Annotated in this window: 9 protein-coding genes and 1 tRNA gene; 4 read left to right on the top strand and 6 right to left on the bottom strand. The window is 62.4% G+C overall.

All coding sequences use genetic code 11. From position 1 onward, the window contains the following. The first annotated feature begins 121 nt into the window (after nt 1–121). The 4 genes from ACP92_RS19545 (at nt 122) to ACP92_RS19530 (ending at nt 10,061) form a co-directional block, all read left to right on the top strand. Nucleotides 122–4,798, top strand: coding sequence for a glutamate synthase-related protein (locus ACP92_RS19545; protein WP_013235856.1), 4,677 nt, complete (start codon nt 122–124; stop codon nt 4,796–4,798). A 110-nt stretch (nt 4,799–4,908) separates the two neighbouring features. Next, the gene (locus ACP92_RS19540; RefSeq protein WP_013235855.1) at nt 4,909–6,372 is read left to right on the top strand and encodes a glutamate synthase subunit beta; all 1,464 of its coding nucleotides are present in this window, start codon (nt 4,909–4,911) and stop codon (nt 6,370–6,372) included. A 226-nt stretch (nt 6,373–6,598) separates the two neighbouring features. Further along, on the top strand, nt 6,599–8,395 hold the full coding sequence (locus ACP92_RS19535; protein ID WP_013235854.1) for a M61 family metallopeptidase: 1,797 nt from the start codon (nt 6,599–6,601) through the stop codon (nt 8,393–8,395). A 196-nt stretch (nt 8,396–8,591) separates the two neighbouring features. Then, complete coding sequence (locus ACP92_RS19530; RefSeq protein WP_013235853.1) at nt 8,592–10,061, top strand: SPFH domain-containing protein; 1,470 nt, start codon at nt 8,592–8,594, stop codon at nt 10,059–10,061. Between the two features lie 108 nt (nt 10,062–10,169). Here the strand turns inward: ACP92_RS19530 and ACP92_RS19525 are convergent, their stop codons facing one another. The 6 genes from ACP92_RS19525 to ACP92_RS19500 all read right to left on the bottom strand — a co-directional run bounded on the left by ACP92_RS19525 (nt 10,170) and on the right by ACP92_RS19500 (nt 15,515). After that, entirely contained in the window at nt 10,170–10,778 is a 609-nt protein-coding gene (locus ACP92_RS19525) for a 50S ribosomal protein L25/general stress protein Ctc (RefSeq protein WP_041311210.1), read from the bottom strand. 149 nt (nt 10,779–10,927) lie between these two features. Further along, entirely contained in the window at nt 10,928–11,878 is a 951-nt protein-coding gene (locus tag ACP92_RS19520) for a ribose-phosphate pyrophosphokinase (RefSeq protein ID WP_013235852.1), read from the bottom strand. A gap of 127 nt (nt 11,879–12,005) precedes the next feature. Next, nucleotides 12,006–12,082: transfer RNA gene (locus ACP92_RS19515), tRNA-Gln, on the bottom strand. 77 nt (nt 12,083–12,159) lie between these two features. Continuing rightward, nucleotides 12,160–13,029 (bottom strand): 4-(cytidine 5'-diphospho)-2-C-methyl-D-erythritol kinase, encoded by an 870-nt coding sequence (gene ispE, locus ACP92_RS19510; protein ID WP_013235851.1) that lies wholly within the window; start codon nt 13,027–13,029, stop codon nt 12,160–12,162. Between the two features lie 54 nt (nt 13,030–13,083). Next, nucleotides 13,084–13,716, bottom strand: a complete 633-nt coding sequence (gene lolB, locus ACP92_RS19505; protein WP_013235850.1) for a lipoprotein insertase outer membrane protein LolB — start codon at nt 13,714–13,716, stop codon at nt 13,084–13,086. Next, complete coding sequence (locus tag ACP92_RS19500; protein WP_013235849.1) at nt 13,713–15,515, bottom strand: tetratricopeptide repeat protein; 1,803 nt, start codon at nt 15,513–15,515, stop codon at nt 13,713–13,715. Before ACP92_RS19500 ends, lolB begins: the two co-directional genes overlap by 4 nt. Between the last annotated feature and the right edge of the window lie 40 nt (nt 15,516–15,555).

Below are 15,555 nucleotides of genomic sequence, written 5' to 3'. Positions count from 1 at the left end.
TTAAAAATCCTGAAAATTCTAGGGAATTTAATTACACTCCGACCCCATTTATTTTCATTGAACTATTGGGTGCAGTGCACTATTCTTCAAATCCTTACTGTCAAAGTGGTGGAGTACCGTTATGCACGCGCAAGGCCTTTACGACCCAGCAAATGAACATGACGCCTGCGGCGTCGGTTTCATCGCCCACATCAAGGGCAAGAAATCCCATTCCATCGTGGACCAGGGCCTGCTGATCCTGAAGAACCTGGATCACCGGGGTGCAGTCGGTGCCGACCCTTTGATGGGTGACGGTGCAGGTATCCTGATCCAGATCCCTGACCAGTATTACCGTGAAGAGATGACCAAGCAGGGCGTGGACCTGCCGCCGCCCGGCGAATACGGCGTGGGCATGGTCTTCCTGCCCAAGGAAAACGCTTCCCGCATCGCCTGTGAACAGGAAATCGAGCGCGCGGTGCTGGCCGAAGGCCAGATCGTGCTGGGCTGGCGCGATGTCCCCGTGGACCGCGACATGCCGATGTCCCCGACTGTGCGTGAAAAGGAACCGGTCATCCGCCAGATCTTCATCGGCCGCGGCCCGGACGTGATGGTCACCGATGCGCTGGAACGCAAGCTCTACGTGATCCGCAAGTCTTCCGGCCACGCCATCCAGGCGCTGAACCTCTTGCACGGCAAGGAATTCTTCGTGCCCTCGATGTCGGCCCGCACCGTGGTCTACAAGGGCCTGCTGCTGGCCGACCAGGTCGGCGTGTACTACAAGGACCTGCAGGACGAGCGCTGCGTCTCGGCCCTGGCCCTGGTGCATCAGCGCTTCTCCACCAACACCTTCCCGGAATGGCCGCTGGCCCACCCGTACCGCCTGATCGCCCACAACGGTGAAATCAACACCGTCAAGGGCAACTTCAACTGGATGCGCGCCCGCGAAGGCGTGATGCAGTCGGCCGTGCTGGGTGCGGACCTGAAGAAGCTGTTCCCGCTGATCTATGAAGGCCAGTCCGACACCGCCAGCTTCGACAACGCACTGGAACTGCTGGTCATGGCCGGCTATCCGCTGCCGCAGGCGATGATGATGATGGTGCCCGAAGCCTGGGAAAACCACACCTCGATGGACGACAACCGTCGCGCCTTCTACGAATACCACGCCGCCATGATGGAACCGTGGGACGGCCCCGCTGCGCTGGCCTTCACCGACGGCCGTCACATCGGCGGTACGCTGGACCGTAACGGTCTGCGCCCGGCACGCTACATCGTCACCGATGACGACCTGGTGGTGATGGCTTCCGAATCGGGCGTGCTGCCCATTCCCGAATCCAAGATCATCCAGAAGTGGCGCCTGCAGCCGGGCAAGATGTTCCTGATCGACCTGGACGCCGGCCGCATCATCGACGACAAGGAACTGAAGGACACCTACGCCAACGCCAAGCCCTACAAGCAGTGGATCAACTCGGTGCGCGTCAAGCTCGATGAGTTGAAGGAAGAGCCGCGCCAGCCCTCGTCGTCCCTGAAGCTGCTGGACCTGCAGCAGGTCTTCGGCTACACCCAGGAAGACGTCAAGTTCCTGATGGCCCCCATGGCCAGCGGTGGCGAGGAAGCCATCGGTTCCATGGGCAATGACTCGCCGCTGGCGGTCATGTCCAACAAGAACAAGCCGCTCTACAACTACTTCCGCCAGTTGTTCGCACAGGTGACCAACCCGCCCATCGACCCGATCCGCGAAGCGCTGGTCATGTCGCTGGTGTCCTTCATCGGTCCCAAGCCCAACCTGCTGGATACCAACAACATCAACCCGCCGATGCGCCTGGAAGTGTCGCAGCCGGTGCTGGACTATGACGACATCGCCAAGCTGCGCAACATCAGCGCGCACAGCGGCGGCAAGTTCAAGTCCTACGAACTGAACATCTGCTATCCGGTCGCCTGGGGCAAGGAAGGCATCGAAGCGCGCTTGGCATCGCTGTGCGCCAAGGCCGTGGATGCGGTCAAGTCGGGCCACAACATCCTGATCATCTCGGACCGCAAGGTCGATGCCGAGCAACTGCCGATCCCGGCCCTGCTGGCCACCTCGGCCATCCACCAGCACCTGGTCAGCAAGGGGCTGCGTACCTCCACCGGCCTGGTGGTGGAAACCGGCTCGGCCCGTGAAACCCATCACTTCGCCCTGCTGGCAGGTTATGGCGCCGAAGCGATCCACCCCTACCTGGCGATGGACACCCTGGCCGACATGGCCAAGGGTCTGCCGGGCGACCTGTCGCCGGAAAAGGCCATCTACAACTTCCAGAAGGCAGTCGGCAAGGGCTTGCTGAAGGTCATGTCCAAGATGGGCATCTCGACCTACATGTCCTACTGCGGCGCGCAGATCTTCGAAGCCATCGGCCTGTCCAAGGCGCTGGTGGACAAGTACTTCAAGGGTACCGCCTCCAACGTCGAAGGCATCGGCGTGTTCGAAGTGGCCGAGGAAGCGCTGCGCCTGCACACCGCCGCCTTCAGCGCCGACCCGGTGCTGGCCAACGCACTGGACGCCGGTGGCGAATACGCCTTCCGTATCCGTGGCGAAGAGCACATGTGGACGCCGGACGCGATCGCCAAGCTGCAGCACTCGACCCGTTCGAACAGCTACAACACCTACAAGGAATACGCCCAGATCATCAACGACCAGTCCAAGCGCCACATGACGCTGCGCGGCCTGTTCGAGTTCAAGATCGACCCGTCCAAGGCGATCTCGATCGATGAGGTGGAACCGGCCAAGGAAATCGTCAAGCGTTTCGCCACCGGCGCCATGTCGCTGGGCTCGATCTCGACCGAAGCCCACGCCACCCTGGCCATCGCCATGAACCGTATCGGCGGCAAGTCCAACACCGGTGAAGGCGGTGAAGACGTCAACCGTTATCGCAACGAGTTGAAGGGCATCCCCATCAAGCAAGGTGCGACCCTGGCGTCGGAAATCGGCAAGGAACATATCGAAGTCGATATCCCGCTGCTGGAAGGCGACTCGCTGCGTTCGCGCATCAAGCAGGTGGCGTCGGGCCGTTTCGGCGTTTCCGCCGAATACCTGATCTCGGCCGACCAGATCCAGATCAAGATGGCCCAGGGCGCCAAGCCTGGCGAAGGTGGCCAGCTGCCCGGCCACAAGGTCTCGGAATACATCGCCAAGCTGCGCGTGTCGGTGCCGGGCGTGGGCCTGATCTCGCCGCCGCCGCACCATGACATCTACTCCATCGAGGATCTGGCGCAACTGATCCACGACCTGAAGAACGTCAACCCGCGTGCTTCCATCTCGGTCAAGCTGGTCTCCGAAGTGGGTGTCGGTACCGTCGCTGCCGGCGTGGCCAAGGCCAAGTCGGATCACGTGGTGATCGCCGGTCACGATGGCGGCACCGGTGCCTCGCCGCTGTCCTCGATCAAGCACGCTGGTTCCCCGTGGGAACTGGGCCTGGCGGAAACCCAGCAGACCCTGGTCCTGAACGGCTTGCGTAACCGTATCCGCGTGCAGGCTGACGGCCAGATGAAGACCGGCCGTGACGTCGTCATCGGCGCCATGCTGGGCGCGGACGAATTCGGTTTCGCCACCGCCCCGCTGGTGGTCGAAGGCTGCATCATGATGCGCAAGTGCCACCTCAACACCTGCCCGGTGGGCGTGGCTACGCAAGATCCGGTGCTGCGCGCCAAGTTCTCCGGCAAGCCGGAACACGTGGTCAACTTCTTCTTCTTCATCGCCGAAGAAGCACGCCAGATCATGGCGCAACTGGGTATCCGCAAGTTCGATGAGCTGATCGGCCGCGCCGACCTGCTGGACCGTTCCAAGGCCATCGCCCACTGGAAGGCCAAGGGCCTGGACTTCAGCCGCATCTTCCATCAGCCCGAGTCGAAGCTGCCGGTGTACCACACCGACCACCAAGACCACGGCCTGGACAAGGCGCTGGATCACAAGCTCATTGCACAAGCCAAGACCGCGCTGGAAAAGGGCGAGAAGGTGTCCTTCATCTCCCCGATCAAGAACCTCAACCGCACCGTCGGCGCCATGCTCTCGGGCGAAGTGGCCAAGCGTTACGGTGACGAAGGTCTGCCGGACGACACCATCCACATCCAGCTGCAAGGTACCGCAGGCCAGTCCGCTGGCGCCTTCCTGGCCAAGGGCGTGACCCTGGACCTGGTCGGCGAAGGCAATGACTACGTTGGCAAGGGCTTGTCGGGTGGCCGTATCATCGTGCGTCCCAACACCGAGTTCCGTGGCCGTGCGGTGGACAACATGATCTCCGGCAATACCGTCCTGTACGGCGCCATCAGCGGCGAAGCCTTCATCAACGGCGTGGCCGGCGAGCGTTTCGCTGTGCGTAACTCCGGCGCCACCGCGGTGGTGGAAGGCACCGGCGACCACGGTTGCGAATACATGACCGGCGGCACCGTGGTGGTGCTGGGTAACACCGGCCGCAACTTCGCTGCCGGCATGTCGGGCGGCATCGCCTACGTGTATGACCCGGAGGGCGATTTCGCCGGCAAGTGCAATACCTCGATGGTCAGCCTGGAGAAGGTCTTGTCCGACACCGAGCAGGAGCAGACCCTGGGCCGCGACATCTGGCACAGCCTGCAGCGCGGTGGCGAACGCCAGACCGACGAAGCCATCCTGCGCGGCTTGATTGAACGCCACTTCAAGTACACCGGCAGCACGCGTGCGCGCTACCTGCTGGATAACTGGGCGGCGTCGCGCGCCAAGTTCGTCAAGGTGTTCCCGACCGAGTACAAGCGTGCGCTGGCCGAACTGGCCGCCGCTGCCCAAACGAAGAAGGAAAAGGTCGCCGCCTGACCCATCGTCAGGCAGTGATCGGACTAATCAATCAAGCACGCCGGCGGGCGTGGCGCCACCCAGAGTGAGAGCGCAGCCCGCCGCATCCTTAGCGAGAATGTGAGAGGAAAATGGGAAAAGCAACCGGTTTCATGGAATACCAGCGCCTGAAAGAGGCCAGCGAGGCGCCTGCCGCGCGCACCAAGCATTACAAGGAGTTCGTCCTGCACCTTAGCGACGCCGACGCCAAGATCCAGGGCGCACGTTGCATGGACTGCGGCATCCCCTTCTGCAACAACGGCTGCCCGGTCAACAACATCATTCCCGACTGGAATGACCTGGTCTATCGCGGCAACTACAAGGAAGCCCTGGACACCCTGCACCAGACCAACAACTTCCCCGAGTTCACCGGCCGCATCTGCCCGGCGCCCTGCGAAGCCGCCTGCACCCTGGGCATCAACAATGACGCCGTGGGCATCAAGTCGATCGAGCACTTCATCATCGACAAGGGCTGGGAAAACGGCTGGGTGGTGCCGCAACCGGCCGCCATCAAGACCGGCAAGAAGGTCGCCGTGGTCGGTTCCGGTCCTGCCGGCCTGGCCGCTGCCCAGCAGCTGGCGCGCGCCGGTCACGACGTGACCGTGTTCGAAAAGAATGACCGCGTCGGCGGCCTGCTGCGTTATGGCATCCCCGACTTCAAGATGGAAAAGTCGCACATCGACCTGCGCGTGGAACAGATGAAGGCCGAAGGCGTCACCTTCCGCACCGGTGTGTTCGTCGGCAAGGACTTCCCCGAGACCGTCAACAACTGGTCCAAGGAAACCGTCACCCCCGAAGAACTGAAGAAGGAATTCGATGCGGTGGTGATCGCCGGTGGCGCCGAGTCTCCGCGTGACCTGCCGGTGCCCGGCCGCGAACTGAAGGGCGTGCATTTCGCCATGGACTTCCTGCCGCTGCAGAACAAGGTCAATGCCGGCGACAAGCTGAAGAACCAGATCATGGCCACCGGCAAGAACGTGGTCGTCATCGGCGGTGGCGATACTGGCTCTGACTGTGTCGGTACCTCCAACCGTCACGGCGCTGCCTCGGTGACCCAGTTCGAACTGATGCCGCAACCGCCCGAGTCGGAAAACAAGCCGCTGGTCTGGCCCTATTGGCCGATCAAGCTGCGCACTTCTTCCTCGCACGAGGAAGGTTGCCAGCGCGATTTCGCCGTGACCACCAAGCGTCTGGAAGGCAAGGGCGGCAAGGTCGAAAAGCTGATCGCCGCACGCGTCGAGTTCAAGGACGGCAAGATGGTCGAAGTGCCCGATTCGGAATTCGAGATCAAGGCTGACCTGGTGCTGCTGGCCATGGGCTTCGTCTCGCCGGTGCAGCAGGTGCTGGATGCCTTTGGCGTCGAGAAGGATGCCCGTGGCAATGCCAAGGCCACCACTGATGGTGAAGGCTGCTACAAGACCTCGGTGGACAAGGTCTTTGCTGCCGGCGACATGCGTCGTGGCCAGTCGCTGGTGGTGTGGGCGATCCGCGAAGGCCGCCAGTGCGCTCGCGCAGTGGACGAGTTCCTGATGGGTTCCTCGTTGCTGCCGCGCTGATCCGGTTGGATGGCTGCAAACGATTTATATGATTTAGATGATTTGAATGGTTTGAATGATTAGAACGCTTTAACGGTTAAACGGTTAGCTTCATTTGACCCTGGACCCGGGCCGACGCAAGTCGGTCCGGTTTTTTTTCGTCCATGGCAGGCGCGCCATGTGCTGCGGCGGCGAGTGTAAAATGGGCCATCGCCGCCTGCCGGCACCATCCCTACCGCATATCGCAATGGCAACCCCGATCCGCTACCGCATCACCTCCCTCGATCCCGCCTCCCACCTCTTTGACGTCAGCGTGACCGTCGACACGCCAGCGGCCGAGGGACAGGTCTTCTCGCTGCCGGCCTGGATTCCGGGCAGCTACATGATCCGCGAATTCGGCAAGAACATCGTGCAATTGCGCGGTGAATGCAATGGCCGCAAGGTCGGCGTGAAGAAGCTCGACAAGCACACCTGGCAAGCCGCTCCCTGCAAGGGAGCACTGACACTGCACTACCAGGTGTATGCCTGGGATCTGTCGGTGCGCACCGCGCATCTGGACCGCACTCACGGCTTCTTCAATGGCACCAGCGTCTTCCTGTGCGCACATGGCTTCGAACAGGGTGAACACGTGGTGGAACTGGTCCGCCCCGAAGGCGAGGAGTTCAAGCGCTGGCGCGTGGCCACGGCCATGTCCGAGCTCAAGGCCAAGCGCTATGGCTTCGGCACCTACGTGGCGCAGAACTATGACGAGCTGATCGACCACCCGGTGGAGATCGGCGATTTCGCCCTGGCCACCTTCCAGGCGCATGGCGTGCCGCATGACGTGGTCATTACCGGTCGCGTTCCCAACCTGGACCTGGCGCGCCTGTGCGAGGACCTCAAGAAGATCTGCGAAGCGCAGATTGCCTTCTTCGAGCCGCGCAGCAAGCGTGCGCCCATGGATCGCTATGTCTTCATGACGCTGGCCGTGGGCGATGGCTATGGCGGCCTGGAACATCGCGCCTCGACTGCGCTGATCTGCGCGCGCGCCGACCTGTCGGTCAAGGGCAAGCCGGAGCAGACCGATGGCTACCGCACCTACCTGGGCCTGTGCAGCCATGAGTATTTCCACACCTGGAACGTCAAGCGCATCAAGCCGGCGGTGTTCGCACCCTATGACCTGCGCCAGGAGAACTACACCTCGCTGCTGTGGCTCTTCGAGGGCTTCACCAGCTATTACGACGATCTGTTCCTGGTGCGTACCGGCGTCATCGATACCGACAACTACCTCAAGCTGGTCGGCAAGACCGTCACCGGCGTGCTGCGCGGCACGGGCCGCAAGAAGCAGAGCGTGGCCGAGTCCAGCTTCGATGCCTGGGTCAAGTATTACCGCCAGGATGAAAACGCCAGCAACGCCATCGTCAGCTACTACACCAAGGGTTCGCTGGTGGCGCTGGGGCTGGACCTGACGATACGCACCCAGACCCGTGGTCGCCGTTCGCTGGATGATGTGATGCGCGGTCTGTGGGTACGCTATGGCCGCGACTTCTACGAGGGCAAGCAGCAGGGCGTGCCGGAAGACGAGATCCTGGCCATCATGGAAGAGTTGAGCGGCGCGGACCTTAAGCGTTTCCATGACCGTCACATCCGTGGCACCGAGGACGTGCCGTTTGAGGATTTGCTGCCGGCCTTTGGCGTGGCCTATGAAGCCAACGTCCCGGCCGACGCCAAGCCCTGGCTCGGTGCGCGCATCGGCAAGGAAGGTGGCGACGCCAAGCTGGCCGCCGTGTATGAGGGCGGTCCGGCGATGCTGGCGGGCCTGTCGGCCGGCGACAAGCTGGTCGCCATCGATGGCCTGCGCGTGCCGGCGTCGGGACCGGATGGCTTGCTGGCCCGCTATCGACTCAATGACACCGTGCGCATTCACGCCTTCCGCCGCGACGAGTTGATGGAGTTCAGCGTCAGGCTCAAGGCCGATACCGCTCCCCAGGTCAGCCTCCAGGCGTTGGCCAAGCCGGTGGCGGCGGCGCGCCAGCGGGCGGCCTGGCTTCATGAGGGCAAATAAGCCCGCCTGGCGAAATACCTCGCTTTTTCGCTTCTCTTTTTTGGAGAGAATTGCGTTAGGGAAAATTTCTTGTAGGATGAGAGCCCTGCGGAAGCTGTACGGGCGCTGAAAGACCTCGTCGAAGGTCTGGCGCATGTGCAATTTCTGCCGTCCTGATGAGTCCAAGCTCATCCGTCTTTCATCCACAAGGAGAGGTATGAATAATCTGAATATCCTGGAGTTGGGTCTGATCGCGGCGGCGGCCCTGCTGCTGATCGCGATCTTCATCATTGCCGTCACCCTGCGGCGCGTGGTGCCGACCAACATGGTGCACATCGTCCAGACGTCGCACTCCAGCACCCCTTATGGCCGTGGCAAGCCAGCCGGCAACACCTATTACGCCTGGCCTAGCTGGGTGCCCAAGCTGGGTATCACGGTGACCGAATTCCCGGAAAGCATCTTCCAGGTCGCCCTGAACAACTACGAAGCCTATGACAAGGAGCGCCTGCCCTTCGTCATCGACGCCGTGGCCTTCTTCCGCGTCGACAATGCCGAGACGGCCGCCCAGCGCGTGGCCACCTTCGACGCCTTGCACACCGACCTCAAGGCCGTCTTGCAGGGCGCAGTGCGCCGCGTGCTGGCCACCAATGCGCTGGAAGACATCATGCAGTCGCGCGCCGAGCTGGGCGCGCAATTCACGGCGGAAGTGCAGGAGCAGATTTCGCAATGGGGCGTGCTGCCGGTCAAGACCATCGAATTCATGGACCTGCGCGATGCCAATGGCAGCAATGTCATCAACAATGTGATGGCCAAGGAAAAGTCGCGCATCGACATGGAAAGCCGCGTCAAGGTCGCCGAGAACCAGCGCCAGGCCGAGCTGGCCGAGATCGACGCCAAGCGGACCGTGGAAGTGCAGCGCCAGGATGCGGCCCAGCAGATCGGCCTGCGCACGGCGGAAAAGGAAAAGCAGGTCGGTATCGCCAACGAGCAGGCCCAGCAGGAAATCAAGGCGGCCGCCAAGACCACCACCGAGCGCGATATGGACGTGAAGAAGGTGCAGGAAGTGCGCGGCGCCGAGATCGCCCGTGACGTGGCGGCAGTGCGGGCCGAGCAGGAAAAGCAGGTGGCCGTGGTCAATGCGGATGCGCAGAAGCAGGTGCAGGTCATCAATGCCGACGCCCAGAAGCAGGCCGTCACCACCAAGGCCGAAGGCGACCTGGCCGCCGCGCTCAAGGAAGCCGATGGTATCCGCGCCCGTGGCGAGGCGGCAGCCGCTGCTGAGCAGGCCATGCTGATGGCGCCAGTGACTACGCAGATCCAGCTGGCCAAGGAAATCGGCGCCAATGCCGGGTACCAGCAATACCTGATCACCATCAAGCAGGTCGAGGTGGGCCGCGATGTCGGCCTGGAAATGGCGCGCGCCATGCAGCATGCCGACCTGAAGGTGATCGCCAACGCCGGCGACATGCAGCAGGGTGTGGCCAGCCTGGGTGACCTGTTCACCCCGGCCGGCGGCACCAAGCTGACCGGCATGCTGGCGGCATTGAGCCAGACCCCCGAGGGTCGACAGTTCCTCGATCACGTTACGCCCTTGCTGGCCAAGGGCGCCACGACCGGCGCGCTGGTGGGTGCGGCTTCGGGTAGCGCGACTGCCGGTGCAGTGGCGGGTGGGGCGGCGCAGAAGTGAGGTCGATGAGCGCGGCGCGCAGAAGCTCGCGCCGTCGTTCCTGCTCCACAATGAAAAAAACCCGCAGGCTTGCGCTTGCGGGTTTTTTCTTGAGGCGGAAAAAGCGGATTACTTGGCTTCTTCAGCGCCGCCAGCAGCAGCTTCACCTTCAGCGGAGACTTGACCGGCCGGCACGGTGGCGGTGGCGATGGTCAGGTTTTCCTGGGTCACGGCGGTCACGCCGTTGGGCAGCTTCAGGTCAGCCAGGTGGATCGATTGACCGACGTCCAGCTTGGCCAGGTCGACTTCGATGAACTCAGGCAGGTTCTTCGGCAGGCAGGTCACGTCCAGTTCGGCAGCGACGTGGCTGATGATGCCGCCGTGCAGCTTGACGGCCGGCGAGACTTCAGCGTTCACGAAGTGCAGGGGCACCTTGGTGTGCAGCTTCTGGGAAGCGTCCACGCGCTGGAAGTCAACGTGCAGGACCAGTTGCTTGTAAGCGTGGACTTGGAAGTCACGCAGCAGCACTTGCTCGACCTTGCCTTCGATTTCCAGGTCCAGGATGGACGAGTGGAAGGTTTCCTTCTTCAGGGCGTGGTACAGCGCGTTGTGGTCAACAGCGATGTTCAACGGGGCAGCGGTGCCACCGTAGACGATACCCGGGGTTTGACCCGCGCGACGCAGGCGGCGGCTCGCTCCGGTGCCCTGTTCTTTACGCGGAAAGGCGATCACTTTCATTTGATAACTCCAATGTTGGCGGGACTCGTCGTTGAATCGATCAAGCGACGGTTGCCCCGTGAGGTAAATATTCCCCGCGACCAGGGAATACGGAAAAACCTTGCTACGACTACAACACAACAACGCCGCAGCGAGGCGAATGCAAAATCTTATTCAGCAAACAGCGACATCACCGAGTCACCCTTGGTGATGCGCTTGAAGGTCTCGGCCAGCAGGTCGGCGCAGGTCAGCTGACGCACCTTCGGGCAGCCGCGTGCAGCCGGCGACAGCGGGATGGTGTCGGTGACCACCAGTTCATCCAGGGGCGAATTGGCAATGCGCTCGATCGCCGGACCCGACAGCACCGGGTGGGTACAGTAGGCCACGACCTTCTTGGCGCCACGTTCCTTCAGGACTTCAGCGGCCTTGGTCAGGGTGCCGGCGGTGTCGACCATGTCGTCCATGATGACGCAGTTGCGGCCTTCGACTTCACCGATGATGTTCATCACTTCCGAGACGTTGGCCTTGGGACGACGCTTGTCGATGATGGCCAGGTCGCAGTTCAGGCGCTTGGCCAGCGCACGGGCGCGCACCACGCCGCCGACGTCGGGCGAGACCACCAGCAGGTCTTCGTAGTTCTTGTTGACCAGGTCGCCCAGCAGGATGGGCGAAGCGTAGATGTTGTCCACCGGGATATCGAAGAAGCCCTGGATCTGGTCTGCGTGCAGATCCATGATCAGGACGCGCTCGACGCCGGCTTCCTGCAGCATGTTGGCCACGACCTTGGCCGAGATGGCCACGCGCGCCGAACGCGGACGGCGGTCCTGGCGGGCATAACCATAGTAGGGGATGGCGGCGGTGATGCGACCGGCCGATGCGCGCTTCAAGGCATCGACCATGATCATGATTTCCATCAGGTTGTCATTGGTCGGTGCGCAGGTGGACTGCAGCACGAAGACGTCCTTGCCGCGAACGTTTTCATTGATCTCGACCATGACTTCGCCGTCGGAGAACTTGGAAACATTGGCCTTGCCCAGCGGGATACCGAGTTTCTCAGCGACGCCGCGCGCCAGTTCGGGGTTGGCGTTGCCAGTAAAAACCATCAGGTTTTCAAGTGCCATGTGGGTATCCCTGAATGCAATCGTTAAAAAGTCGAAAAGCCGACAATGCTTGACTTGGTGGTCTCACATTGACGGCTTATTTTTCTGACTGGACCCGGGCCTGAACGAAAGGCCTGTCCGAATTAAATGGCAGGGGAACAAGGATTCGAACCTTGGAATGCCGGAATCAAAATCCGGTGCCTTAACCAGCTTGGCGATTCCCCTACGCAACTTGCTGTTTGCCGTGCCGGCGCGCTCATCATCAGGCGCTGCGTCTTCGTCAAACCAATTCTCAATTCTCTTTACGACTGCACTAAATGGGCGAGAGGATGTTCCTGCATCGCTTTGGCTTTCCAGCCGATCCAGCGCGAAGGCAATGTCTTGAGCACTTCGTCTGCCTGATGTTCGTGTTCGAATGCACAAAACACACAGGCGCCAGATCCGGTCATTCTTGCATTCCCGAATTTGCCCAGCCATTCGACTGCTGCTGCAACTTCGGGGAAATGCGCGGTTGCCACCATTTCCAGATCGTTTTTCCCGAAGCTGGAAGCAACTTGTTTCGTCGCATCAGGAAAGTCCGTTATTCTGACGGGTTGCGTATCCCTTGTCAACAACTTTGAAGAAAAAATTATCGAGGTTGGAACAGATACGCCCGGTTCGATCACCACATACCAGCAATCCGCGGTACGCAGCACCGACAACTCTTCGCCCACACCTTCTGCGAATGCATTGCGGCCGAACAGGAAGAAGGGAACATCAGCGCCGAGCTTGAGGCCCATCTCCATCAGCGAGGCGCGATTGTAGCCGCATTTCCATAAATGATTCAAGACCAATAAGGTCGTCGCCGCATCGGAAGAGCCGCCGCCGACTCCACCGCCCATGGGCAGGACCTTGTGCACGGTGATGTCGGCCCCCAGCTCCGGGCGGCCTGCGGCGTCGCGCAGGAGATGCGCGGCGCGGATCACCAGGTCGGACTCGGCGGGCACGCCCAGCACTTCGTTGGTCCTGATGATGCGTCCATCGTCGCGTACCGCGAAGTCCAGGGTGTCGCAGCGGTCGATGAGCTGGAAGGCTGATTGCAGCAGATGATAGCCATCCGGACGGCGGCCGGTCACATGCAGGAACAGGTTCAGCTTGGCCGGCGCCGGGCAGGCGGTGAGGATGGTGGTCATGCGCAGTGCGGATTGTTCGGTTGAAGGTGAAACGTGATGCCGGATGAAGAGGAATCAGGGCTTCTTCCAGTTGTCGATAGCAATGCGGATCGATACCTTGCCGGCCTGCGTGGTGCTGCGCACGAGGTCGATGCGCTTGGGGCGCACCTGGCCACTGGCGGCATCGCTCTCCCAGTTGGCATAGGTGACGCGCCAGCCATCGCGGGTGGCGAAACTGGCGTCGTTGTCGCCGGCCTTGGCCACGAAGGGCTTGCCGGCGGCATCGATGCCGCTGCCTTGCAGCCACTGGCGCATGCCCGAGACCGGCAGCGGCCAGCCCAGCGATTGCGCCGCCAGCGCATCGACGTCAGTGGCCACCTGCGGCGCGCGTCCCGACTGCACCAGCGTGGCGATGCCGGGCTTGACGTTGATGGTGGCCACCGTCTGGCCCAGCGGCGAGAACATCTCCAGGTTCAGCTCCTGTGCGGTCTGCTTCCAGAAGAAGCTGCCGTGCAGCGATTGCGGACGATCATCCTGCTCGTACTGCACCGAGATGCGGCCATCGATCTCGATGCTGTTCTGGTAGGCGGGCGCCGTCGCATTGGTCGGCACGGCATCCTGCGAGACTGTGGCGCAACCGGCCAGCAGCGCAACCAAGGTCACCAGGCAGGCCGTGTTGGCCTGCATCAGCAAGCGGCTGCGACTCATGGCTTCACATTGAGCCGCGTGAGCGTGCTTTTCAGGACTTCGTTGGCGGGATCCTTCTGGGCGACGTCACGCCAGATCTTGCGCGCCTCGTCCTGCTTGCCGCGGGTCCACAGCACTTCACCGAGGTGCACGCCGATCTCGGCGTCGGGGCGCAGGCCATAGGCGCGGCGCATCTGCGTCTCGGCCTCATCCAGTCGGCCCATGCGGAACAGCACCCAGCCCAGGCTGTCGGCGATGAAGGCATCCTCGGGCGCCATCTCGGCGGCCTTCCTGATCAGTTCCAGCGCCTCGGGCAGGCGTACATTGCGATCGGCCAGCGAATAACCCAGCGCGTTGTAGGCATGCTGGTTGCCGGGGGCCAGCTTGATGACCCGACGCAGGGACGCTTCCATCTCGTCGTACTTGCCCAGCTTGTCCAGCACCATGGCGTAGTCGTAGAGCAGGTCGGTATTGTTGGGGAAGCGCTCCAGGCCGGCCTTGATGACATCGGCGGCCTCCTGGTTGCGGTTGGCGTCGCGCAGCAGGGCCGATTCGGCCTGCAGCAGTTGCAGTTGTTCACCGTCGTTGGTCGATTCCGATTGTGCCGCTTCCAGCGCCTTGCGCGCCCCTTCGATATCGGACTTGCGCGCCAGCAGCTGGGCGCGGCGGACCTGGATGTTCACATAGCCTTCGGTGCCGGGCTCGCCCCGGTCCAGGTAGCGCAGCGCGCCATCGATATCACGGCGCTCCTCGGCGATGCGCGAGAGCAGCAGGATGGCCTGGCTGGGATCGCGGTCTTCCTCGGGCATGGCCGAGAGCACCTGCAGGTAGCGCTGCAGATAGTACTCGGCATCCTTGAGCTGATCGGTCTGGGCCGACAGCACGCCCAGGGCGAACAGCGTGGTCGGGTCTTCGCCGTCTTCCTTGAGCAGGGCTTCGAACTGGGTGCGGGCGTCCTTGTAGTCCTTCTGCTCGACCAGGGTGCGGGCATAGGCTACGCGCACTTCGCGCGCATCCGGATACTTGCGCAGGAACTCGGTGACCAGCTTGGTGGCTTCCTTGTTGTCCGGCGCGACCTGGGCGGCGGTCAGCACGGCCAGTTCGGAATCGGGCTTGATCTTCATGGCGGCGCGCGCCTCGCGCTGCGCATAGGTGGTGTCGCCCACGCTGAAGGCGCCCTGGGCCAGGGCCAGGTGGGTTTCCATCAGGTCGCCGTAGGGCTGGCTGATCTTTTGCAGGATGGCGAAGCTGGCCTGCTTGTCCTTGGCGCGCACCAGCAGGCGCTGGATCTGCAGCAGCATCGGCCCGCGCGCCTGCGGGGCGGCGTCGGCCAGGCGCTGGGTCAGCAACGGTTCGATCTCGTCCACGCTGTCCGAGAGCATGATCAGGCCCAGGTAGTTCTGCAGGGCTTCATCCGAATGCGGGGCCAGTTCGGTCCACAGGCGCACCGCCACCAGCGCTTCGCTGGGCTGGCGCGCCGTCACCGCCATCTCGGCGGCGCGCTTGGCCAGGCGCGGGTCGCGTGTCTGCTGGGCGGCCGCCAGCATGGTCACGTAGGCCGGCTGCCATTGGCCGCGCTGGAAGGCGATCTCGGCGGTGAGCACCTTGTAGAGGATGTCCTCGCTCAATTCGACGGCGGGCAGCGCATCTTCCTGCTGCTGGACCTTGGCCTTGGGCGTCTTCTTGCGGGCGGCCGCCTTGGCCGAAGCGCTCTTCTGGTCCTGGGCCGCCGTGGCATTCGCCTTCTCGCCGGACGGCTGGAAGCTCGCGCAGGCCGTCAGCAGCAGGGAACTGGTGAGGAGGGCGATGGTTTTTTTCAAGATGTCATCCTGATGTTTCGGAGGGTTCGATTTTACGCGT

The organism is Herbaspirillum seropedicae, from assembly GCF_001040945.1.
Lineage (GTDB): Bacteria > Pseudomonadota > Gammaproteobacteria > Burkholderiales > Burkholderiaceae_D > Herbaspirillum > Herbaspirillum seropedicae.
The sequence above is the reverse complement of the archived record's forward strand: the minus strand, read 5'-3'. Positions and strand labels throughout refer to the sequence as shown.